This is a genomic window from Pseudomonas sp. UBA3149 (assembly GCF_002364655.1).
Lineage (GTDB): Bacteria > Pseudomonadota > Gammaproteobacteria > Pseudomonadales > Pseudomonadaceae > Chryseomonas > Chryseomonas luteola.
Window position 1 is genome coordinate 28,243 of sequence record NZ_DEYV01000020.1, and the last position, 23,244, is coordinate 51,486.

General features: G+C 54.2%; 21 protein-coding genes and 2 tRNA genes. 10 read left to right on the forward strand and 13 right to left on the reverse strand.

Translation table 11 applies throughout. From position 1 onward, the window contains the following. The 10 genes from folK to B3729_RS12730 all read left to right on the forward strand — a co-directional run bounded on the left by folK (nt 1) and on the right by B3729_RS12730 (nt 11,967). Nucleotides 1-486, forward strand: coding sequence for a 2-amino-4-hydroxy-6-hydroxymethyldihydropteridine diphosphokinase (gene folK, locus B3729_RS12685; protein ID WP_286788077.1), 486 nt, complete (start codon nt 1-3; stop codon nt 484-486). Nucleotides 487-741: 255 nt separating this feature from the next. Next, complete coding sequence (gene panB / locus B3729_RS12690; protein WP_150348152.1) at nt 742-1,542, forward strand: 3-methyl-2-oxobutanoate hydroxymethyltransferase; 801 nt, start codon at nt 742-744, stop codon at nt 1,540-1,542. Beyond that, entirely contained in the window at nt 1,539-2,393 is an 855-nt protein-coding gene (gene panC / locus B3729_RS12695; protein WP_286788078.1) for a pantoate--beta-alanine ligase, read from the forward strand. The genes panB and panC overlap by 4 nt, the downstream gene beginning before the upstream one ends. Nucleotides 2,394-2,575: 182 nt before the next feature. Continuing rightward, entirely contained in the window at nt 2,576-4,240 is a 1,665-nt protein-coding gene (gene pgi / locus B3729_RS12700; protein ID WP_286788079.1) for a glucose-6-phosphate isomerase, read from the forward strand. A 161-nt stretch (nt 4,241-4,401) separates the two neighbouring features. Then, on the forward strand, nt 4,402-6,351 hold the full coding sequence (acs, locus tag B3729_RS12705; RefSeq protein WP_286788080.1) for an acetate--CoA ligase: 1,950 nt from the start codon (nt 4,402-4,404) through the stop codon (nt 6,349-6,351). An 87-nt stretch (nt 6,352-6,438) separates the two neighbouring features. Beyond that, nucleotides 6,439-7,317, forward strand: a complete 879-nt coding sequence (locus tag B3729_RS12710) for an oxygenase MpaB family protein (protein ID WP_286788081.1) — start codon at nt 6,439-6,441, stop codon at nt 7,315-7,317. A 71-nt stretch (nt 7,318-7,388) separates the two neighbouring features. Next, nucleotides 7,389-8,405, forward strand: coding sequence for a class I SAM-dependent rRNA methyltransferase (locus B3729_RS12715; protein ID WP_286788082.1), 1,017 nt, complete (start codon nt 7,389-7,391; stop codon nt 8,403-8,405). A gap of 80 nt (nt 8,406-8,485) precedes the next feature. Beyond that, the gene (locus B3729_RS12720) at nt 8,486-11,344 is read left to right on the forward strand and encodes a DUF748 domain-containing protein (protein WP_286788083.1); all 2,859 of its coding nucleotides are present in this window, start codon (nt 8,486-8,488) and stop codon (nt 11,342-11,344) included. An 8-nt stretch (nt 11,345-11,352) separates the two neighbouring features. After that, a complete protein-coding gene (locus B3729_RS12725) occupies nt 11,353-11,646 on the forward strand; it encodes a DUF2845 domain-containing protein (protein WP_019367430.1) in 294 nt (97 codons plus the stop codon). Between the two features lie 9 nt (nt 11,647-11,655). After that, on the forward strand, nt 11,656-11,967 hold the full coding sequence (locus B3729_RS12730; RefSeq protein ID WP_010796817.1) for a DUF2845 domain-containing protein: 312 nt from the start codon (nt 11,656-11,658) through the stop codon (nt 11,965-11,967). Here the strand turns inward: B3729_RS12730 and B3729_RS12735 are convergent, their stop codons facing one another. From B3729_RS12735 to tpiA, 13 genes are all read right to left on the reverse strand, one after another. Continuing rightward, nucleotides 11,968-12,411, reverse strand: a complete 444-nt coding sequence (locus B3729_RS12735) for a PA2169 family four-helix-bundle protein (protein WP_010796816.1) — start codon at nt 12,409-12,411, stop codon at nt 11,968-11,970. It abuts the gene before it with no gap. A gap of 54 nt (nt 12,412-12,465) precedes the next feature. Beyond that, nucleotides 12,466-12,828: a BON domain-containing protein gene (locus B3729_RS12740; protein WP_010796815.1), complete on the reverse strand. Its 363-nt coding sequence runs from the start codon at nt 12,826-12,828 to the stop codon at nt 12,466-12,468. Between the two features lie 235 nt (nt 12,829-13,063). Continuing rightward, complete coding sequence (gene pnp, locus B3729_RS12745) at nt 13,064-15,169, reverse strand: polyribonucleotide nucleotidyltransferase (protein WP_197873312.1); 2,106 nt, start codon at nt 15,167-15,169, stop codon at nt 13,064-13,066. A gap of 154 nt (nt 15,170-15,323) precedes the next feature. Further along, entirely contained in the window at nt 15,324-15,593 is a 270-nt protein-coding gene (rpsO, locus tag B3729_RS12750; RefSeq protein ID WP_074829470.1) for a 30S ribosomal protein S15, read from the reverse strand. Between the two features lie 95 nt (nt 15,594-15,688). Then, nucleotides 15,689-16,603, reverse strand: a complete 915-nt coding sequence (gene truB / locus B3729_RS12755; protein WP_286788084.1) for a tRNA pseudouridine(55) synthase TruB — start codon at nt 16,601-16,603, stop codon at nt 15,689-15,691. 2 nt (nt 16,604-16,605) lie between these two features. Continuing rightward, nucleotides 16,606-16,986 (reverse strand): 30S ribosome-binding factor RbfA, encoded by a 381-nt coding sequence (gene rbfA / locus B3729_RS12760; RefSeq protein ID WP_286788085.1) that lies wholly within the window; start codon nt 16,984-16,986, stop codon nt 16,606-16,608. Nucleotides 16,987-17,080: 94 nt separating this feature from the next. Further along, a complete protein-coding gene (gene infB, locus B3729_RS12765; protein WP_286788086.1) occupies nt 17,081-19,675 on the reverse strand; it encodes a translation initiation factor IF-2 in 2,595 nt (864 codons plus the stop codon). A gap of 26 nt (nt 19,676-19,701) precedes the next feature. Then, on the reverse strand, nt 19,702-21,183 hold the full coding sequence (nusA, locus tag B3729_RS12770; RefSeq protein ID WP_010796809.1) for a transcription termination factor NusA: 1,482 nt from the start codon (nt 21,181-21,183) through the stop codon (nt 19,702-19,704). Nucleotides 21,184-21,230: 47 nt separating this feature from the next. Continuing rightward, a complete protein-coding gene (gene rimP / locus B3729_RS12775) occupies nt 21,231-21,689 on the reverse strand; it encodes a ribosome maturation factor RimP (protein WP_010796808.1) in 459 nt (152 codons plus the stop codon). 128 nt (nt 21,690-21,817) lie between these two features. Then, nucleotides 21,818-21,894: transfer RNA gene (locus tag B3729_RS12780), tRNA-Met, on the reverse strand. A gap of 84 nt (nt 21,895-21,978) precedes the next feature. Next, nucleotides 21,979-22,064: transfer RNA gene (locus tag B3729_RS12785), tRNA-Leu, on the reverse strand. A 12-nt stretch (nt 22,065-22,076) separates the two neighbouring features. Then, nucleotides 22,077-22,463, reverse strand: coding sequence for a preprotein translocase subunit SecG (secG, locus tag B3729_RS12790; protein ID WP_286788100.1), 387 nt, complete (start codon nt 22,461-22,463; stop codon nt 22,077-22,079). Further along, on the reverse strand, nt 22,463-23,221 hold the full coding sequence (gene tpiA, locus B3729_RS12795; protein WP_286788087.1) for a triose-phosphate isomerase: 759 nt from the start codon (nt 23,219-23,221) through the stop codon (nt 22,463-22,465). Before tpiA ends, secG begins: the two co-directional genes overlap by 1 nt. Nucleotides 23,222-23,244: the final 23 nt, after the last annotated feature.

Consider the following 23,244-nt stretch of genomic DNA (forward strand, 5'->3'; position numbering starts at 1 on the left):
ATGGAGCGTGTTTACATCGGGCTCGGCAGTAATCTGGCGGAGCCCCGCACCCAGCTTGAATCAGCGCTGGCGGCGTTGAATACACTTCCGCAAAGCCGACTTGTCTCCCGATCCTCCTTTTATGGAAGCGACCCATTGGGCCCGGCTGATCAGCCCCGCTATGTAAATGCTGTCGCGGCGCTTGATACCGCTCTGGAACCACTTGCGCTGCTGGATGAGCTGCAAGCCATCGAGCAACAGCAGGGTCGAGTCCGCAAGGATGAGCGCTGGGGCCCCAGAACACTAGACCTTGATATCCTGCTATTCGGCAGCCACACGATCAATGAGCCCCGCCTGACCGTACCGCACTATCACATGCATGCCCGGGCGTTCGTTCTCTACCCTCTGGCCGAAATTGCCTCGGGTGAGTTGCGCCTGCCCGATGGCAGCCTGTTGCAGGCTCTGCTGGACCAGTGCCCGTTCGTGGGCCTGGAGCGACTGGAATAAGGGACTTGCAAGTCATAGTGTTACCGTAACGTTCCGGTAACACATCGTGATTGACTTCCCCTGAACTCGCCGAGACTATAGGCACCCACTTGCCTGGCCATCCCTTTGTTACCGCCTACAGACAGGCTGTGTCCTCTGCAGAATTGGCAGGCAAGCGATGAGATCTGTAGTTCGCTACAGCCATCAACCAGAACAAAAAGATACGACTGTTATGTCCCCAGCCATTCAGGACACAGCCTGAAGAGGAAGTTTGATATGCCTGAGGTTACCCTCACCACTTTGCAGGCGCTGAAACAGCGCGGTGAAAAAATCACCATGCTGACCTGCTATGACGCGACCTTTGCCCATACGGCTAGCCAGGCGGGCGTCGAAATACTGCTGGTAGGCGACTCCCTGGGCATGGTCCTTCAGGGCCACGACAGTACACTGCCTGTTACCACAGCCGATATGGCCTATCACACGGCCTGCGTAAAACGCGGCAATCGTGGCGCACTTATCGTGGCCGATATGTCCTTTATGGCTTACTCGACACTGGAGCAGACCTTCCAGAATGCTGGCACACTGATGCAGGCCGGCGCGCACATGATCAAGCTAGAAGGCGCTGCCTGGCTGGCAGAACCCATTCGCCAGCTGGCTGAACGGGGCGTTCCGGTCTGCGCGCACCTGGGCCTTACGCCTCAGTCAGTAAATGTGTTTGGTGGCTTCAAGGTACAAGGGCGTGATGAGGCTCGCGCCCAGCAGCTGCGTGAAGATGCCAAGGCGCTTGAGGCAGCCGGAGCTGCCATGATTGTGCTTGAGTGTGTCCCCAGCCCGCTGGCGGCCGACATCACACGCGCTGCCAACATACCGGTCATCGGTATCGGTGCCGGCGCGGACACGGATGGGCAGGTACTGGTCATGCACGACATGCTAGGCCTTGCTCTGACAGGCCGCTCACCCAAGTTCGTGAAGAATTTCATGGCCGGCCAGAGCAGTATCCAAGAAGCCTTCACAGCCTATGTCCAGGCTGTCAAGAGCGGCACCTTTCCCGCACCAGAACACGGATTTTCGGCATGATTACCGTACACACTATCAGCGAGCTGCGAAACGCAGTCGCCGAGGCCCGCCGCTCAGACAAGCGCATCGGCTTTGTTCCCACCATGGGCAATCTGCATGCAGGCCATGTCGCCCTGGTTGATACAGCGCGGGCCCATAGCGATTTTGTGGTTGCCAGTATTTTTGTCAATCCACTGCAGTTCGGTCCCACCGAAGACCTGGACAAATACCCGAGAACGCTTGCCGCTGACCAGGAGAAACTGGCAGCGGCCGGCTGCGCAGTTCTGTTTGCACCTGCCGTATCGGAGATGTATCCCGAAGGGATGGACCACCAGACACGGGTCAGCGTCCCGGTCGTTTCGGAAGGCCTGTGTGGCGCCAGCCGCCCCGGTCATTTCGAAGGCGTCGCCACGGTTGTCAGCAAGCTGTTCAACATGGTCCAGCCTGATGTCGCTGTGTTTGGTGAAAAGGACTACCAGCAGCTCGCTGTTATCCGCAAAATGGTCAATGACCTGAACATGCCTATCGAGATCATAGGTCAGCCTACCGTTCGAGACACCGATGGGCTGGCACTATCATCACGTAACGGCTACCTCAATGGCGAACAGCGCGCCACGGCCCCTTGCCTGTATAGCTTGCTGAAACAAGTGGCCGAGCATATCCAGGCAGGTCGCCGCGATTACCCTGCCCTGCTCGACGAAGCCAGACAGCAGCTTGAAGCGGATGGCCTGCGAGTGGATTATCTGGAGCTTCGCCAGCAAGGCACATTGCGCCCGGCGGCAGAAGCCGATCGGCAACTGGTAATACTATTGGCCGTCTATGTTGGAAACACGCGGTTGATTGATAATTTGTCATTCGAGCTTGATATCTAATCAGCAGGATGAGCACCGCTTCGCTAAAGCCCGGAACACCCCGGGCTTTTTCGTGTCTGACGGCCATCATTAGCTTGACTGACGCGCTCTATCTGGCGTGCTATAGCTGGGCGTGCCACAAGCTTTATCCCAAGATGTAGTGCACAACGTACGACAATACCTACAGAAGGAAGCGAATCCCAATGGAGTATTACAAACAGCCTATCAACGTTACCGAGTTGAAGTCCTGGCAGGCACTGACAGAACATCGTCAGGAGATGCAGTCCTTCACTATGCGTAATGCGTTCGCGGCGGACCCAGGACGCTTCAAGCAATTTTCATTGAGCGCCTGCGGGCTGTTTCTGGACTACTCCAAGAATCTGCTAACTCAGCAGACTCGCGACCTGCTGATCAACCTGGCACGTGAAGCAAACCTTGAAGGCGCGATCAAGGCGTTATTGTCAGGCGAGCCCGTCAATTCCTCGGAAAATCGTCCTGCACTCCATACAGCCCTGCGCCGCCCGCTAGGCAACAAGGTGATGGTGAACGGGCAAGATGTCATGCCGGAGGTACATCGGGTACTGGGCCGCATGACCGACCTGGTCAACCGTATCCATAACCGCCTCTGGCGAGGACACACAGGCAAGCCGATCACAGATGTCGTCAATATCGGAATCGGCGGCTCCTTCCTCGGGCCCCAGCAGGTTGCCGAGGCACTCACGCCTTACGCACAGTCGCAGGTCCGCTGCCATTACCTCGCAAACATCGATGGCAGCGAATTCCATGAACTGGTGACCGGCTTGGAAGCCGAAACGACCTTATTCATCGTTTCCTCCAAATCCTTCGGTACCCTGGAAACCCTGAAAAACGCCCAGGCTGCACGTGCGTGGTGCCTTGGCCAGGGCTGCGCCGAGCAGGATCTGCATAAGCATTTCATTGCGGTCTCCAGTAACGTGAAGACAGCCGTTGAGTTCGGGATCAGCGAAGAAAACATTTTCCCGATGTGGGATTGGGTCGGCGGCCGTTACTCGCTGTGGTCGGCAATCGGCCTGCCTGTTGCCATTGCCATCGGTGTATCCAATTTCAAGGAATTGCTGGCTGGCGCCTATGCTATGGACCAGCACTTCCTGAACACGCCCTTCGAAAGCAACCTGCCCGTGCTGCTGGGCCTGCTGGGTGTGTGGTATGGCAACTTCTGGGATGCTCAGAGCCACGCTGTACTGACCTACGATTACTATCTGCGCGACTTCACTAAGCATTTGCAGCAGCTGGATATGGAGTCCAATGGCAAGCGTGTTCGCCAGGACGGTACTCCCGTCGCCACGGCAACCGGCCCGGTCATCTGGGGTGGCGTAGGCACCAATGGGCAACACGCGTATCACCAGCTGATGCACCAGGGCACCCCGATGATTCCATGCGATTTCATCGTGCCGGCCTCCAGCCATCATCCCATTGCTGATCATCACCCCTGGTTGTATGCCAATTGCCTCTCCCAGAGCCAGGCCCTCATGCGCGGCAAGACGCTTGAAGAAGCGGAAGCCGAACTGCGCGCTAAGGGCCTGCCTGATGAGCAAGTAGCATTCCTGGCTCCGCACAAGGTCATCCCGGGCAACCGCCCCAGCAATACGCTGGTATTCGAGCGCGTAACCCCGAGCAGCCTAGGCGCCCTGGTGGCGCTCTATGAGCACAAGGTATTCGTACAAAGCGTGATCTGGGGTATCAATGCCTTTGACCAGTGGGGCGTAGAGCTGGGTAAAGAGCTGGGTAACAGCGTCTATCAGCATTTGGTTGGCAATGGAGAAGAGGCTGCGGAAGATGCCTCGACTCAAGGTCTGATCGAGTACTTCCGCCAGCACCATCGCGGCTGACCAATCCGCTCCGCTCAAAACGCCGCTCTTGCGGCGTTTTTTTATTTTCACCTACGACTTTCGGCCAGAAATACACACACTCTATCGCCTGGCTGAACCCCATCGCCCAAATAGCGCCTAATGTGGATGGAAGCGGAGAACAACCACAACAGGAGCCCGCCATGTCGGAACACCATCGCTACCCCGTGCCCGAAGCAGTGCAAAAGCAAGCCCTTCTGGATAAAGAAGGCTATGAGCGTCTCTATCGCCAGTCCATTGAAGACCCTGAGCGCTTTTGGGGTGAGCAGGCCAAAGCCATGCTTGACTGGTTCAAACCGTGGGATGAAGTTCACCATAGCGATCTGGCCAAGGGTGAAGCCTCATGGTTCAAGGGTGGTCAACTGAATGTGTCCTACAACTGTGTCGACCGCCATCTGGACAAGCGTGCGGACCAGGTCGCCATTATCTGGGAAGGCGACAATCCCTCCGACTCCCAGAAAATCACCTACCGTGAGTTGCACCAGAATGTTTGCAGGCTGGCTAACGTTCTGAAGGCGCATGGCGTCAAGAAAGGTGAGCGTGTGTGCCTGTATCTCCCCATGATTCCCGAAGCGGCCTATGCCATGCTGGCCTGCTCCCGGCTGGGTGCGGTCCACTCTGTGGTGTTTGGCGGTTTTTCTCCCGACGCCCTGCGCGACCGTATCCTGGATGCCGATTGCCGTACCGTCATTACCGCCGATGAAGGGACCCGCGGCGGCAAATGTGTCCCGCTCAAAAACAATGTGGATAAGGCCTTAGCCTCATGCCCGAATGTTTCCAATGTGATCGTAGTACAGCGCACCAAGGGCAATATTGCATGGACCGAAGGTCGGGACGTTTGGTACCACGACGCCGTGCAAAACGTCAGTGATGAATGTCCAGCCGAACCGGTGGATGCGGAAGATCCGCTCTTCATCCTCTACACCTCGGGCTCGACCGGTAAACCCAAAGGGGTATTACATACCACCGGGGGTTACCTGCTGGGCTCTGCAATGACCTTCAAGTATGTATTTGATTATCACGAAGGTGAGATCTTCTGGTGCACCGCGGACGTCGGCTGGGTAACCGGCCACAGTTACATCGTCTATGGTCCCTTGACCAATGGGGCAACAACGCTGATGTACGAAGGCATGCCCAGTTATCCGGATGCCTCACGCTTCTGGCAGGTCGTGGATAAGCATCAGGTTAACATCTTCTATACAGCCCCCACCGCCATTCGGGCACTAATGCGTGAGGGAGACGCCCATGTGCACAAAAGCTCCCGCGCCAGCCTCCGCTTGCTGGGTAGTGTAGGCGAGCCCATTAACCCTGAAGCGTGGGAATGGTACTACCGCGTCGTAGGTGAGAAGCGCTGCCCTATTGTCGACACATGGTGGCAGACCGAAACAGGCAGCATCCTGATCGCACCGCTCCCTGGCGCAACGGACCTCAAGCCCGGCTCGGCTACACGCCCCTTCTTTGGCGTTCAGCCTGTTCTTCTGGACGACAAAGGCAAGGAGATCGAAGGCCCTGCCGCAGGTGTTCTGGCTATCAAGGCCAGCTGGCCCAGCCAGATCCGAAGCATCTATGGCGATCATCAACGTATGATCGATACCTACTTCAAGGCTTACCCCGGCTACTATTTCACCGGTGACGGTGCCCGCCGTGATGAAGATGGGTATTACTGGATTACCGGCCGCGTGGATGACGTAATCAACGTATCCGGCCACCGAATCGGCACGGCAGAAGTGGAAAGCGTGCTGGCTTTGCATGACGAAGTGGCCGAGGCCGCTGTAGTAGGCTGCCCCCATGATGTGAAAGGCCAGTGCGTCTATGCATTTGTCACCCCAATGGGCGGTGTGCAACCCACGGATGAGCTGAAAAAGCGCCTGCTGGCTCAGGTCAGTTCCGAGATTGGCAGCTTTGCAAAACCGGACTTCCTCCAGTGGGCGCCGCGGCTACCCAAGACACGCTCTGGCAAGATCATGCGACGTATCCTGCGCAAGATTGCCTGTGATGAGCTGGACACTCTGGGCGATACCTCCACCCTGGCTGATCCTTCCGTCGTGCAGGAGCTGATTGAGCATCGGCAGAATCTTGCAGCCAAAAAGTGAGTAAAACCGCCGCCGGGCATAGCGTTGGATGTCTGGCGGCTCGTTATCCATTAAGCTTTACGTGATGAAGCATCATTTGGGGCTGTAATGGAAATCCTGCGACGCCGTATTGAAAGTCAGGTCATGAGCCTTACCGGGCTAAGCCTGGGCGGAGTCGATTACGAAAACCCACCTGGGGATCCTGGCCTGTTCGGACCTGATTCCGCCTGCTGGAAGGTACACAGTGACTTTACCTGCATGATGATCGGCGGGGTCGCCGCCCTGCTTCTGCAAATGCTGCATCCCTTGGCACTGGCAGGTGTCTGGGATCACTCCCGCTTTCGAGAAGATATGCTGGGCCGATTACGGCGTACCGGCCAATTCATTGCCGCCACTACCTTTGGCAACCAGGCCGATGCACAACGGTTGATCGAAAAAGTCCGGACGATTCATGGTCATATCAAAGGAGTTGCCCTGGATGGACGCCCTTACGCAGCCGATGACCCTGATCTTTTGACGTGGGTACACGTCGCAGAGGTAAGCAGCTTCCTGAAAGCCTACCTTCGCTATTTCAATCCCCACTTTTCCCTCGCAGAGCAGGACCGTTATTACCGCGAAGTCTCTCTGATTGCCAAGCAACTGGGGGCTCAGCAGGTCCCGGCATCCCGGATAGAAATCGAACACTACCTCAATATGATGCGCCCAGAGCTGGTCTGTGACGAACGTACGCGTGAGATTACGCAGATCCTGCTTTCAGCGCCGGCACCCAGTGCGCTGGCCAAGCCGTTCGGTTCACTGATCATGAGAGCAGGGATTGATCTGCTACCTGAATGGGCCGCCCAGCAATTGGATATCCTGCCCGGCCATGCGGAGCGGCATTTGGTAAGGGCTGGAGTCAACCGTACAGCTCCCCTGCTACGCTGGGCGGTTCGCAACGGTTCCTCACATCGGGCACGACGCCGCATGGGTCAGCCCACCAAGTCCTGATCGGTCGTACGGCAGGACGCAATAATCTGTATTCTGTACGCCTTCATTGCTCTTCGCTTCAAGGCCTGCCCATGCAAACCCTTTTCTCCGCCCTGGACACAGCATTGTCCCGCCGTGAGTCGCTCCTTGCACGACTTCATACCCAGGGTACGGATTGCTATCGACTGTTTCATGGATCACAGGAGGGAGCAGCAGGACTTACACTCGACCGGTACGGCCCGCAGTTACTGATTCAGAGCTTTCATGCCCCTGTTGAAAATGAGGTAATCCTTGCACTGCATCAGCAGGTTCAGCGTTTTTTGGGCCAGGAATTATTTCTTGTCTATAACGACCGGTCGCAAGGCAATTCCCGGATTGATCGCAGCAGCACCGCCCATACAACCGAACCAGATGCACTGGAGGCCACCGCCGCTCGCGAATGGGGCTTGACCTATCGTGTGCGGGGCCGCCATGCCGGCCAAGACCCGTTACTCTTTCTTGACCTGCGTAACGCGCGAGGCTGGGTCAAGCAGAACAGCCAGGACAAGTCAGTCCTGAATCTCTTTGCCTATACTTGCGGTGTAGGACTCTGCGCGGCGGCTGGTGGAGCGCAGGAGGTCTGGAATCTGGACTTCGCTACGCGCAATCTGGCTGTAGGTCAGGAAAACGGTACTCTCAATCCTTCATTGCCGCCCATGCAGTTCGTTCAGTCGGACTATTTCCCCGCTATTCGCCAGCTAGCCGGCTTACCTATCACTCATCGTCGAGGCCAGCGCTTGCCCAGTTATCCTCGCCTGGACCCAAAGCAATTCGACCTTGTATTTCTTGATCCACCGGCTTGGGCCAAAAGTGCCTTTGGAACGGTAGACCTTCAGCGTGACTATCAAAGCCTGCTCAAACCAGCGCTTCTGGCTACTGCCGAAAACGGCACCCTGGTGTGCTGTAACAACCTGGCCAAAGTCTCCATGGCAGAATGGCGCGAGTCTGTCCTGCGCTGCGCCAGCAAACAAGGAAGACCGGTACGTGACTGTCAGGTTATCGCGCCAGACGAGGACTTCCCGTCCTTTGACGGCCAGCCGCCCCTTAAAACCTTGATTTTACAGTTGTAACGATCACGCTTTGCGCATGCTGCCGTTGGCACCACAGCGGCACGTGCGATACTGGAGAGCACTCTTGATGGATAGACGCCATGCCCAAAGCATTGAAACGCGCCGCCATTGTGTTGTCGCTCCTCCTGCTGTATTGCCTGCTTGGTTTTCTGATTCTCCCGCGCGTTGCGTTGCACGTTGCAAACCAACAGTTGACGCGTTACACCACGCAGCCTGCTCAGATCGATAAGATCAGCCTTAATCCCTTCACATTTGAAGTAGAACTGAAAGGGTTTCGCATTGGCTCTCCCGAACACCCCGTCTTGGCAGCCAAGCGCCTCTATGCTGACCTTGAGCTGAACAGCTTATGGCGAAGGGAAGCACATCTGGCGCGTCTGGAGCTGGAAGAGCCCCTTGTCGACGTTACGCTCGAGAAAGACGGTACGCTAAATCTTACCGAGCTGTTTAAAACGCCTGAGAGTTCTGACCCTCAAGACAAGCCTACGGCAAATGCAACCGAGCCACCCTTTCCCTTGACCATCGATGCTCTTGTCCTTCAGAGGGCCCAAGTGCATTACCGAGATCAACAGCTCAAACAGCCCGTCGAAGTCAGTTTCAACCCCATTGATCTGACCCTGGAAAACATCGGCACCCGCACAGAAAATCCAGGCCGCTACAGCCTGAATGCCCAAGCAGGCCAGGATGGGGCACTCACAAGCGAAGGAACGCTCCACTTGGTCCCCTTCACCCTTAATGGCTCCCTGGAGCTCAAGGAGGCTGCGCTGGCCCCCTGGTGGGCCTACGTCAGCGAAGCGCTACCGCTTTCACTCGATAAGGGTCGGTTGAATGGGCATGCTCAGTACCACCTCGAAACAGGAAAAACCTTTCAACTACAACTGTCCAAGACCAGCCTGAGCCTTGATGAGTTTTCCAGCAAAGCAGTCAATGCCACGCCACAGATACATCTAAACCACCTCGCTATTGCCGATGCCACACTGGACCTGACCAAACGCCAGATCCATCTGGGAAAGCTCGAGACCCGAAACTTGGAGGCCTGGGTATCTCGGGATCGGGACGGTCAGCTGGATTGGGCCAAGTTGTTTACCTTCCCGGAGCAACCCGAGGCGTTACCCGACACACCGAATTGGCAGATCAGCATTGGCAAGACTGACCTACAAGGCGGCCGTCTTCATCTAAAAGACCTGGCCGCTTCAGCACCTGTAGATCTGGACATAAAGGACATCAACCTGGCGTTATCCAGCCTTGATCTGGCAGGCCAAATGCCGACCACGGTCAACCTCAACGCTCAAGTTGGTCTACATGGGCAGCTTGAGGTTAGCGGTGAGCTGACACTGAGTCCTGTGACCGCTCGCCTGCATATCGTGAATAATGATATCGACCTGCGTCTGGCCCAAGCCTATATTGCCCCCTATATCCGCCTTGAAGTGCGGAGCGGCATGCTGGCAAGCGACATCAACCTCTCTCTCCATGATACAGCGCCTCTTGCCTTGTCCGTGACCGGGCAGGCCCAGCTCACCCAGCTACATACTCTAGATACCCAGCGCCAGCGTGACTTCCTGCGCTGGCAAACGCTTACGCTCAAAGGTATCAGCTACGAGCATGGCCAGCGTCTCGCCATTGATGACATTACCCTGCTGCGCCCCTATGCCCGTCTTATTATCAACGAAGACCTGACCACCAACTTTCGTCAGCTGCTGATTCCTCAACCCAAAGACGAAGCACCTGACAACACCACTCCGCTAACCCTGCACATCGGCGGTATTCATGTCGTTAACGGCTCGGCCAATTTTGCAGACTATAGCCTTACGCCCAGCTTCATAACGGCTATTCAGGAGCTGAACGGTCAGGTCGGCACGCTGGATACAAAGGCCTCCGATCCGGCGGAAATAAGCCTGACCGGCAAGGTGGATCGCTTTGCACCCGTCAATATCAAAGGTCGTCTGAACCCACTGGATCCGTTCAACAAACTCAACGTAACAGCAGCATTCCGTCATGTTGAACTTACAACCCTCACGCCCTATTCCGGAAAATTCGCCGGCTATGCCATCCGCAAAGGGCGCCTGGACCTGGATCTCAACTACCGGATCGACAACAGCAAGCTGGATGCTCAAAACCATCTGGTATTGGATCAGCTTGAGCTAGGTGAACGGATTGACAGCCCTGATGCCGTCGACCTGCCTGTCAGGCTTGCGGTTGCGCTACTCAAGGACTCCCACGGCAGAATTGACCTGACTCTCCCTGTCGCGGGTAACCTCAACGACCCTAACTTCAGCGTGGCGCCCATCATCTGGCAAACGATGCGCAACGTTATTGCAAGGGCCGTCCAATCGCCCTTCAAGATGCTGGCAGGCTTGGCAGGTCGAGCAGAAACGGATCTCAACGAGATACCCTTTGAAGCGGCCTCGGTCAACTTGACGGGTGAGGCGCGTCAGTCGCTCGATACGCTGGCCCAGGCGCTAAAAAGGCGTCCGCAGCTGCAACTGGATGTAGAAGGCCGTAGCGCGGTTGAGATCGACGGCCCTTCACTTTCTGCGCAGCGCTTGGAGCGCGAATTCCAGACACAGTACTACAATTTGCTGCAGCGGCGAGGCGACAAGGTTCCCGCAGATGCCACCCAGCTTGCCGTACCGGAAGATATGCGACCTGCCTTGCTAGAAGGGATTTACCGTACCCGCCTTAAACAACAGCCGCCTGCCGAGTGGACACACCTGAGCGATACCGAGCGGCAGCAGCGTCTGAGTGCTGCCATTCTTGATTCATGGAAAACGAGTGATCTGCTTCTGCGACGACTGGCACAGGCGCGTGCTCAAAACATCAAGCAATACCTCGTAGAAAAGACCGGGCTTGAGGAAGGCCGTATTTATTTAATTGATGTCAATACAAGCCAGCAAGGCAATAATGGGCGTATCGCGGCACAACTTCATCTTGGCAGTAGCTAGGACAGCAGATGAGATACACCACAACCGCCATAGCCCTATTACTAGCGCTCTCCGCCTCGGTGGCGCTAGGTGACACGCTCCGCTGCGGCAGTAACTTGGTTAACCGGGGCGACCGTACGTTTGAGGTACAACAGAAATGCGGCGAACCTGCGCATCGAGATTTTATAGGCTACACGCAGGGTGACTATGGTCGTAGGGAATCGACACGGGAAGAATGGGTTTACGGTCCCTGGAATGGTGGAACCTACATTTTGACATTTGAAGCCAACCGGCTTGTCAGCATCGAATTCACACGTGATTAGAGCCTGTTCATGCCCTTTAATGCTCTTCGAGTCTCTGTACTGCTCATCCTCTCTACCATAGTGTGGCCTGCTCATGCCGAGTCCTTACGATGCGGTAGTCAGCTGGTCAATACAGATGACCATATCAGCGAAATTTACCGTAAATGTGGAAGGCCCGGCAGCCGTGCTAACCTGGGTTACATTGAGGTTGTAGACAGTTACAGAAGACGCAGCGACGTTAAAGTCGAAGAATGGGTGTATGGCCCATGGAACGGCATGTATCACTATTTGACGTTTCGCGGCGACCGGCTGTTCAAGATTGAAAGCAAGCGCGGCCAGTAATTAGGCCACGTTAAGGCGAAGCTTGAGCTCTAAAAGGTGATCATGGCACAGCTTGGCTTTTTGTAGCTGCTCCTGAACCAGCGGCTTGGCTTCCAGTTCCGGCATATCGTGTATGGCCTGTTCCAACAGGTGGAGAAGCTGGTCCTCAGACTCCTCTAACACTTGAATATAGGTGGTATCCCCCGCTTCTGCCAGAGCAGCTCTGGTCTGTTCATAAAGCACTTTGAAAGAGCTTACAAAAAGACTGTCATTAGCAGGCTGCCTGCCATGCAAGGATGTCTGGCTACTTAACAGGATAACCAGACCCGCTTTCATCTGAGCCATCTCAGAGAACAACGCTTTGAGCTGGGGACTGCTCACTGCATTGATCGCTGACTCGTAGAATGTTCTGCCATTACGAGAAACTTCAATCAGATCCACAAAGGCATCTGCTTTTCCAGACATGGCACTTACCTCACAGATACTAAAAGTGGCGGGCTTCAAGCCCGCCACTTTAGATTACTCGGCCGATTTCAAGCCATCAGCCGATACGGCTTTAACGCCTTTGATATTTTTTGCTTTCTCAACAGCCAGCTCACGCTGAGCGTCTGTCGCAACGGTACCTGAAAGGGAGACTACACCTTTGTTGGTCTCGACCTTGATATCGGTCCCTTTGATATGATCATCAGCAAGGAAAGAAGATTTCACCTTTCCAGTGATCCATGTGTCGGAAACTGTTTCCTCTGCCTTCTCCACGTTGTCATTAGCGGCCAACGTCATCGTTTGATGGTTTGTGGCAGCAAACGCACCTCCGGCAAGCGGCATGCTTAGAGCGGTAACAGCGGCGGCGGCAAGAGCGAAATGGCTGAAAGTCTTCTTCATGGTGTGACTCCTGTTTTGAGTGTACGCCGTATCCTGGCGCTAGCACTAATCATGATCGCAATCAGCATGCCAACTCGGCTTCACAAAAAAATCATTAAATATCAATAAGTTAATAATTTGGCTTTTTAATAAACCGTTGCACATTGCAATAAATCGTTCATGCAATACATGCAAGTTGCATGAACAACGGACATAAAAAAGCCCAGCCAAGGCTGGGCTTTCAACTTACTAACTATCAGGCGCCAGAAGCTTCAGCTGCTGCGACATCCTTGATAGAGAGCTTGATACGGCCGCGGTTATCCACGTCCAATACCAATACCTTCACTTCCTGTCCTTCTTTCAGTACATCGGAAACCTTCTCGATGCGCTGATCGCTGATCTGGGAAATGTGTACCAGACCATCTTTGCCAGGCAGGATATTTACGAACGCACCGAAATCGACAATGCGCTCGACCTTACCAACGTAAATCTTGCCGATTTCAGCTTCTGCAGTAATACCCAGAACGCGCTGTTTGGCGGCCTCGGCAGCTTCACGGGTTTCGCCGTAAATCTTGACGCTGCCATCATCTTCGATGTCGATCGACGCCTTGGTTTCTTCACAGATTCCACGAATAACAGCGCCGCCTTTACCGATGACGTCGCGGATCTTGTCCGGCTCGATCTTCATGGCAATCATGGTCGGTGCATTGGCAGACAGCTCTGCACGCGGCTTGGCGATTACCTGATTCATCTGGGACAGGATGTTGAGGCGAGCCTCCAGAGCCTGAGCCAGAGCGACTTCCATGATCTCTTCGGTAATACCGTTGATCTTGATGTCCATCTGCAGAGCGGTAACGCCCTTGTCAGTACCGGCTACCTTGAAGTCCATATCGCCGAGGTGATCTTCATCACCTAGAATATCGGTCAGAACAGCAAATCTGTCGCCTTCCTTTACCAGGCCCATCGCAACGCCAGCAACCGGAGCGCGAACTGGAACACCAGCATCCATCAATGCTAAAGAGGCACCACAGACAGAAGCCATGGAGCTTGAGCCGTTTGACTCAGTGATCTCTGAAACAACACGAATGCTGTAGGGGAACTCTTCCTGAGAAGGCAGCATAGCCTGCACACCACGGCGTGCCAGACGGCCATGACCGATTTCACGGCGGCCTGGGCTACCCATACGTCCGCATTCACCGACCGAGAAAGGCGGAAAGTTGTAGTGCAGCATAAAGGTGTCACGGCGCTCGCCTTCCAGCATGTCGAGGATCTGAGCGTCACGCGCAGTACCCAGGGTAGTCGCTACCAGTGCCTGAGTTTCACCACGGGTAAACAGTGCGGAACCGTGAGTCTTGGGCAGAACACCCACCTCAATATTCAGCGGACGAACAGTACGGGTATCACGACCATCGATACGCGGCTTACCGCTTACGATGTTCTCGCGTACAGTGCGATATTCCAACAGGCCAAAAATTTCCTTGACTTCGGCAGCACTGTACTGACCTTCTTCCTCACCCGCAAACTTGGCCACAGCCTGATCGCGCAGCTCACCCAGAGCCGCATAACGGTCCTGCTTGATGGTAATGGTATAAGCCTGAGAGATTGCCTCACCAAATTCGGCACGCAGCTGGTTAACCAAAGCTGTGTTCTCGACCGGCGCTTGCCAGTCCCACGTAGGCTTGCCTGCTTCAGCAGCAAATGCCTTGATTGCCTCGATGACAACCTGGAACTCTTCATGGGCAAACAGTACAGCGCCCAGCATCTGGTCTTCAGTCAGCTCGTCCGCTTCGGACTCAACCATTAGAACCGCGTCAGAGGTACCTGCAACAACCATGTCCAGGCTGGAACTCTGAAGCTGCTCATAGCTTGGGTTGATGATATAGCCCAGCTCTGGGTGGAACCCTACGCGTGCAGCACCAATCGGGCCTGCGAACGGAATGCCGGAAATAGCCAGAGCGGCAGACGTACCGATCATGGCAGCAATATCCGGATCAGACTTCTTGTTGGTAGAAACTACAGTACAGACAACCTGTACTTCGTTCATGAAGCCTTCGGGGAATAGAGGACGAATCGGGCGATCGATCAGGCGGGAGGTCAATGTTTCCTTTTCGCTTGGACGACCTTCACGCTTGAAATAGCCACCGGGGATACGACCTGCCGCATACGTCTTTTCCTGATAGTGGACAGACAGCGGGAAGAAGTCACGGCCTTCTGCTGGAGACTTGGCGCCCACAACAGTGACCAGGACGCTAACGTCTTCAGTACTGACAAGTACTGCACCACTGGCCTGACGCGCAATACGGCCCGTCTCCAGGGTTACGGTCTGCTGACCGAATTTGAATGTCTTGATTACTGGATTCACAGTATTTCCTTCTTGTATTGCCCTTGGGGAAATCTTGAGAGCGGCAGGGTATCGGACCCGGCGCGATCTCAGGGGACGCATGAAGCAAAAAAGCTGGAAACCGGCATAGCCGACCCCCAGCTTTTAAGCGACTAGCGTCCAGCTTGCATCGTGATCAACGACGCAGGCCCAGACGGCTGATCAGGTCACTGTAACGAGTAGTGTCCTTGGCCTTCAGGTAGTCCAGCAGCTTACGACGCTGGTTAACCATACGGATCAGACCACGACGGCTGTGGTGGTCCTTGCTGTTGGCCTTGAAGTGACCCTGCAGCTTGTCGATATTGGCAGACAGCAGAGCAACCTGCACTTCCGGAGAACCGGTATCGCCTTCGCCGCGCTTGTAGTCGCTAACGATCTGGGCTTTTTCTTCAACGCTAAGTGCCATGATAGGGCTCCTAGATATAACAGGCCGAGGGAACTACCCCCGTGTTCAGAGAAGAGGAATGACCATGCCTGTTAACAGCCACCCTCATATCAGTCTTACGACCGAACCAAACGACGCGGCGCAATACGCCCGTCGTCAGTCACCTCACCGATACCGATGAAGCGACCTTCATTATCCTGTACTCGCATCCAGCCAAATTTGGGCGCGTTCGCCGCTCGCACTGGCTGACCATGCAACCAATAGTAGGCTGTGTGCTCGGTCAGTTGTAGCAGCGGCCAGTGCTCCAGACCACTATCAACCGGGAGCAGGAAGGCATCCAACGCTTCTGCACCACCTTCTTCGTGCGCTTTTTCAAGCATCTCAAGGCTTACAGACTGAGCCAGAGCGAAGGGGCCTGCCTGGGTTCTGCGTAGTTCCGCTACATGAGCTCCGCAACCAAGCGTCTGGCCTAAGTCTTCGACCAGGGACCGAATGTAGGTGCCCTTGCTACAGTGCACATCGAGTGTAGCGCGATCCGTTGTCAGCGCCAGCAGCTCGAGACGGCTAATAGTAACAGAACGCGGTTCACGCTCCACCACCTCGCCTGCACGAGCCAGCTTATAGAGCGGCTGACCGTCTCGCTTCAGCGCCGAATACATAGGCGGGACCTGTAGGATATCACCTCGAAACACTGGCAGGGCTGCTTCTACAGCCGAGGCGTCAAGGTTCACCTCTCGACGGTCAACGATTTCACCCTCGGCATCACCTGTCGTTGTAGTGACACCTAGCTGCATGACCGTTTCATACCCTTTATCCGCATCAAGCAGATACTGGGAGAACTTTGTTGCCTCACCAAAGCACAACGGCAAAACACCTGTTGCCAATGGATCAAGGCTACCGGTATGCCCCGCTTTTTCAGCATTAAGCAACCAGCGTACCTTCTGCAGGGCCGCATTAGAGGTCAGGCCTCGCGGCTTGTCGAGTACCAGAATACCGTTAACCGATCGACGGATTCGTTTCACTTGCGCCACGCTTACTCTCCATCCTCGTGACGACGATCTTCAGATACTGCACGCTCGATCAACGCAGACAGTTCCGCTCCGCGACGGATGCTCTCATCATAATGAAAGCGCAATTGCGGGATCGTCCTAAGCTTCATTGCGCGTCCTAACTGCTGACGCAAAAAGCCAGAGGCTTCATTCAGAATCCCTAAATTCTGGGCAATATCCTCAGACGAATCTTTACCCAAAACAGTAATAAATACTTTGGCGTGGGAAAGATCACGCGCCACATTGACGTCAGTAATCGTTACCAGGCCCAGACGAGGATCTTTAATTTCCCGCTGAATCAAAAGCGCTAACTCACGCTGCATCTGATCACCGATGCGCTGAGTACGAGTGTATTCTTTAGCCATCTTCGCTCTCTCTTAAAGCCAGGTGCTGTTAAAAAGACGAAGCTGGAAGCTGCCTTGCGGCAACTTCCAGCTCCTGGCTTTTCGCTTGCGTGAATTACAGCGAGCGTGCTACTTCGACCTTCTCGAAAACTTCGATCTTATCGCCGACCTTAACGTCGTTATAGCTCTTCACACCGATACCGCATTCCATGCCGGCACGAACTTCAGCCACGTCATCTTTGAAGCGACGCAGAGATTCAAGTTCACCTTCAAAGATCACAATATCTTCACGTAGAACACGAATCGGACGATTGCGATGGACCATGCCTTCAACAACCATACAGCCTGCAACAGCGCCAAACTTCGGCGAGCGGAAGACGTCACGAACTTCTGCAATGCCCAGAATGTTCTCGCGAACATCGCTGCCCAGCATACCCGTTAGCGCTTTCTTAACATCTTCGATAATGTCGTAGATCACGTTGTAATAACGTAGATCCAAACCTTCCTGCTCAATGATCTTACGAGCACCAGCATCGGCACGAACGTTAAAGCCGAAGAGAACCGCATTAGAAGCCAGCGCTAGGTTCGCATCACTTTCAGTGATACCCCCTACACCACCAGCAACAACACGCACCTGAACTTCATCGTTACCCAGACCACTTAGCGAGCTTTGCAGAGCCTCTAGAGAGCCGCGCACATCGGACTTGAGAACGATGTTAAGCGTCTTTTTCTCGTCCTGGCCCATGTTTTCGAAAATATTTTCGAGCTTGCCTGCCTGAGCACGTGCCAGCTTGACCTCACGGAACTTACCCTGACGGAACAAGGCAACTTCACGCGCTTTTTTCTCATCGGTCAGAACAGTCAGCTCATCACCGGCATCCGGCGTGCCATCCAAACCAAGAATTTCGACGGGGATGGATGGGCCTGCCTCTTTGATCGGCTTGCCGTTCTCATCGAGCATGGCACGGATACGACCGAAGTTAACACCGACCAGGGCCATATCACCCTGACGCAGAGTACCGTTTTGCACCAGAACAGTAGCAACCGGTCCGCGACCCTTATCAAGGCGCGACTCAATTACTACACCACGACCTGGAGCCGAAGGTGTTGCAGTCAATTCAAGAACTTCAGCCTGCAGAAGAATGGCTTCTAACAGCTCATCAACGCCAGTACCTGCTTTGGCAGATACATGAACAAACTGAGTATCACCGCCCCACTCTTCTGGGATGACATCACGCCCAGCCAGATCATGTTTAACACGGTCCGGATCTGCATCAGGCTTGTCGATCTTGTTTACGGCAACAACGATCGGCACACCAGCAGCCTTAGCGTGCTGGATAGCTTCTTCTGTCTGTGGCATGACACCGTCATCGGCAGCGACAACCAGAATAACGATGTCGGTTGCCTGAGCACCACGAGCACGCATGGCGGTAAATGCTGCGTGACCAGGGGTATCCAGGAACGTCACCATGCCACGATCAGTGTTTACATGGTAGGCGCCGATATGCTGGGTAATGCCACCCGCTTCGCCTGCTGCAACCTTGGCGCGACGGATGTAGTCCAGCAAGGAAGTCTTGCCATGGTCAACGTGACCCATGACCGTAACCACCGGCGCACGGTGAACCTGCTCGCCCTCGAACTTGAGGGACTCAGCCAGCTGCTCTTCCAACGCATTTTCGCTAACCAGCTTAACCTTGTGACCAAGCTCCTCAGCAACCAGCTGAGCGGTTTCACGATCCAGCACCTGGTTGATCGTAGCAGGCGAGCCCATCTTAAACATGAACTTGATGACTTCAGCTGCCTTGACAGACATCTGCTGGGCCAGCTCGGCAACAGTAATTGTTTCGCCTAAAGCGACTTCACGAACAACCGGCCCTGTAGGGTTCTGGAAGCCATGCTGGTTACGCTTTTTGAGCTTGGACTTGTTTCGGCCGCCACGGCGACCGCCAAAACCATCATCTTCATCATCGCCGGCGCTACGAACAACGCGCGGACTACTAACCTTATCCTTCTCCTTCAAGGAAGGACGGTGCTGTGCATGCTTGCGATCGCGACGCTCATCCTCATCCCGCTTGCCTGCTACAGGCGGCGCTACGGGACGACGCGGTTCTTCGCGCTTACGCTCATCAGATGCAACCGCCGGCGCTGCCGGTGCTGCTTTATTTGCAACCACTTCTTCCACTACTTCCTCGGGCTTGGTTTCTGTAGCGGCTTTCGCAGCCGCTTCTGCCACTTCTTGAGCGGCCTTGGCAGCAGCCTGCTGGCGAGCTTCTTCTTCAGCTTTAAGGCGAGCTTCCTCTTCGGCCTTCAAGCGAATCTCTTCTTCTGCTCGCTGGTGAGCTTCTTCTTCGGCCTTCAAGCGAGCAGCCTCTTCGGCCTCGCGCTGCGCCTCAAGCTCACGCTGCTGTTCGGTCGCCAACTCATCGGGACTTTGCTTGACGTAGGTCTTCTTTTTACGGACTTCGACATTAACCGTCTTGCTTCCAGACACCTTCAATGTCGTTTGAGTCTTGCGCTGGAGCGTTATTTTACGCGGTTCGTCCAGCTTGGTGTTTCCTTTCAGATGAGACAGCAGTTTTTGCTTTTCAGTGTCGGTCACAACCTGGTCTGCACTGCTATGGGACAGACCCGCTTCCCGCATTTGCTGCAGCAGGCGTTCAACCGGTGTATTGACCGTTTGGGCCAGTTCTTTCACCGTGACTTGCGTCATGCACTCTTCTCCTCAGGCAGCACCGCTCACTCAAACCAATGGGCACGGGCAGCCATGATCAACTTGCCGGCACGCTCTTCATTCATGCCGTTAATATCGAGCAGGTCATCAATGGACTGCTCGGCAAGATCTTCGCGATTGGCAACGCCTCGCTGCGCCAGCTCAAGCGCGAGTTCCTCAGTCATGCCTTCGAGACTAAGCAAATCTTCTTCCGGCTTCTTGTCAGCCAGTTGTTCTTCCGTCGCGATGGCACGGGTTAACAGGCGGTCCTTAGCCCTATTACGAAGCTCATTGACGATGTCTTCATCGAAACCATCAATATTGAGCATTTCCTCCATGGGAACGTAGGCGATTTCTTCGAGCGTGGTGAAACCTTCTTCAACCAACACCTGAGCCAACTCTTCATCTACGTCCAGTTCGTCTACAAACTGCTGAAGAATATCGCCCGTCTCTGCCTGCTGCTTGGCCATGATGTCCTCTTCGGTCATCACGTTCAGCGTCCAGCCTGTCAATTGACTTGCAAGGCGAACGTTTTGGCCACTACGACCAATAGCCTGAGCCAAATTATCAGCGGCAACTGCGATATCCATGGTGTGGGTATCTTCATCAACAATGATTGACGCAACCTCAGCAGGCGCCATGGCATTGATAACGAACTGAGCAGGGTTGTCATCCCACAAAACGATGTCTACTCGCTCACCGCCCAATTCGCCAGACACGGCCTGGACACGCGATCCCCGCATGCCGATACAAGCACCCTGCGGATCGATACGCTTGTCTTTCGAGCGCACAGCAATTTTGGCACGCGAGCCTGGATCCCGAGCAGCGGCCATAACATCAATCAGCTGCTCAGATATTTCCGGTACTTCAATCCGGAACAGCTCAATCAACATTTCAGGCGCTGTGCGCGACAGGATTAGCTGAGGGCCACGATTTTCCGTACGGATTTCCTTGAGCAGTGCACGAACCCGAACGCCAACACGGAAGTTTTCCCGTGGGATGATCTGATCACGAGCCAGTAAGGCTTCTGCATTGTTGCCCAAGTCGACGATTACATTGTCTCGCGTAACTTTTTTGACTGTACCAGAAATGATCTCACCCACTTTTTCGCGGTAAGCATCAACAATCTGAGCACGCTCAGCTTCACGCACTTTCTGGACAATAACTTGCTTGGCTGTTTGAGCCGCAATGCGGCCGAACTCTATGGATTCGATCTTTTCTTCAATCAGATCGCCAATTTTGGCATCTGGATTGATTTCCTGAGCCTCATCGAGCGTCAGGTTTGCTGCTGGATTATCAAAGTCTTCATCTTTGACAACTGTCCAGCAGCGAAACGTTTCATAACTACCGTTGTGGCGATTAATAGCCACACGCAGCTCTACATCTTCTTCGTAGCGTTTCTTTGTGGCAGTGGCCAGGGCTAGCTCCAATGCCTCGAAAATGACACCGGGCGGAACACCTTTTTCATTGGAAACCGATTCCACTACCAGTAGAACTTCTTTACTCATCGTACGCCTCGCCTGTCGCAATCCTTTGGGATCCGCGGATTTGCGCCTTATTCAAATCGGGGAATGACATTAGCCTTATCGATCATCTCGACGGGAAGCAGATATTCATGGTCATCAACCTGAACCACGACATCCTGTTCTTCCACACCGCGCAAAAGGCCTTGAAAATTGCGGCGGCCTTCATAAGGCGAACGAAGCCTTATTTTTACTTGCTCACCGACAAAAGCGTTGAATTGCTCAAGAGTGAATAAAGGTCTATCCATACCTGGAGATGAAACCTCCAAGGTGTATTCGCCCGGAATAGGATCTTCTACGTCTAAAATCCCGCTAACTTGACGACTGACTTTTTCACAGTCCTCAACCAGAATTCCGTTTGAATGATCGATATAGACCCTTAGCAGAGAATGCCGGCCCTGGGAAATGTACTCGATGCCCCAGCATTCATAGCCAAGCGCTTCGATGACGGGGGCCAGCATGGCTTGCAACTGTTCTAGCTTGCTCGACACCTGGTTGCCTCACGCATGCTGTGCAAATAAAAAATGGGCGATAACGCCCATCCCTTGTGGTCGCTGCAAGAACGCACGACCTGATTGTTCAGCTAACAAAAAGCCCCTATAAAGGGGCCTTTGTTGACTGGTTGCGGGGGCAGGATTTGAACCTACGACCTTCGGGTTATGAGCCCGACGAGCTACCAGACTGCTCCACCCCGCGTCAAAGCTGGAGCGAAAGTATAAGAAAGAGTCTCTTTCAGGTCAATCTACTTACGCTCACGACACTATTTTCAGCGTCTAAATATGGTGCCGAAGATGGGACTCGAACCCATACAGCCGTTGGCCACTACCCCCTCAAGATAGCGTGTCTACCAATTCCACCACTTCGGCAAAAACTTCTTACTATTTCTGATTTCCCGGAACATCACCTTCTGAGGATGTCGAAGGTTTCTGCTGTGACATAGGAACATCATCATTTGCCGCAGGCTTCTGAACTTCAGGCGCCTGCTGCATGGCTGCAGGCTTAGGAAGTCCCACTTCCTGCAACGCGTTGGCTTTTTCCTTAGCGAAATAAGCCAAACCTAAACTAGTAGCAAAAAAAACCGCCGCCAGTATAGCAGTAAAACGACTCAAAAAGGTAGCAGAACCTTGGCTTCCAAAAACAGTACCCGAAGCACCTGCACCAAAAGAAGCACCAGCGTCCGCACCTTTACCCTGCTGAAGAAGAACTAGGATAACCAGTCCCAGCGCCATTAGCAGATGCACGACAACAACTAGAGTTTCTAACATCATTTACTTCCAGCAGCGTGATAAATCACGCCAAATTCATTCGCATTTAGGGAGGCTCCACCTACAAGCCCACCATCGATATCAGGCATACCGAACAATTCGGCAGCATTACCGCCCTTTACACTTCCACCGTATAGCAGCCGAACTTTATCAGCCACAACACTGCTATAAGAGCGGATAAACTGTCGCAATTCCTGATGCACCGCCTGAGCCTCATCAGGAGTTGCTGTCAATCCTGTACCTATCGCCCATACAGGCTCATAGGCTACAACCGCAGACTCAAAAGCCTCGACACCCAGCACATCTATTACAGACTTGAGCTGCCCTTTAACAACGTCAAAGGTCTTACCAGCTTCTCGCTGCTCTCGAGTCTCACCAACACAAAGGACCGGCACTATACCCATCTTTTGGGCTGAAGCAAACTTTTTTGCAACCGTATCGTCATCTTCTAGCAAGATCAAACGACGCTCGGAATGCCCTACAAGGACATATTCACAGCCCACATCGCGTAACTGAGAAGCTGATATCTCACCAGTGAGCGCACCTTGCTCAGGCTGCACGGCACAATCTTGCGCGCCGAGGCCTATACTACTATCCGCAAGGCCTACCTCTACCTGATCAATAAACAGAAATGGCGGAAACACTACCATCTCAACTTCATCAGACAAGGCGAGCTTACTCAACCCTTCTATCAGCTCGGCTACATCTGCACGTGTTCCGTGCATTTTCCAGTTACCAGCGACCAAAGGCTTGCGCATGCTAATGCCTCAGTGAGCGAAGT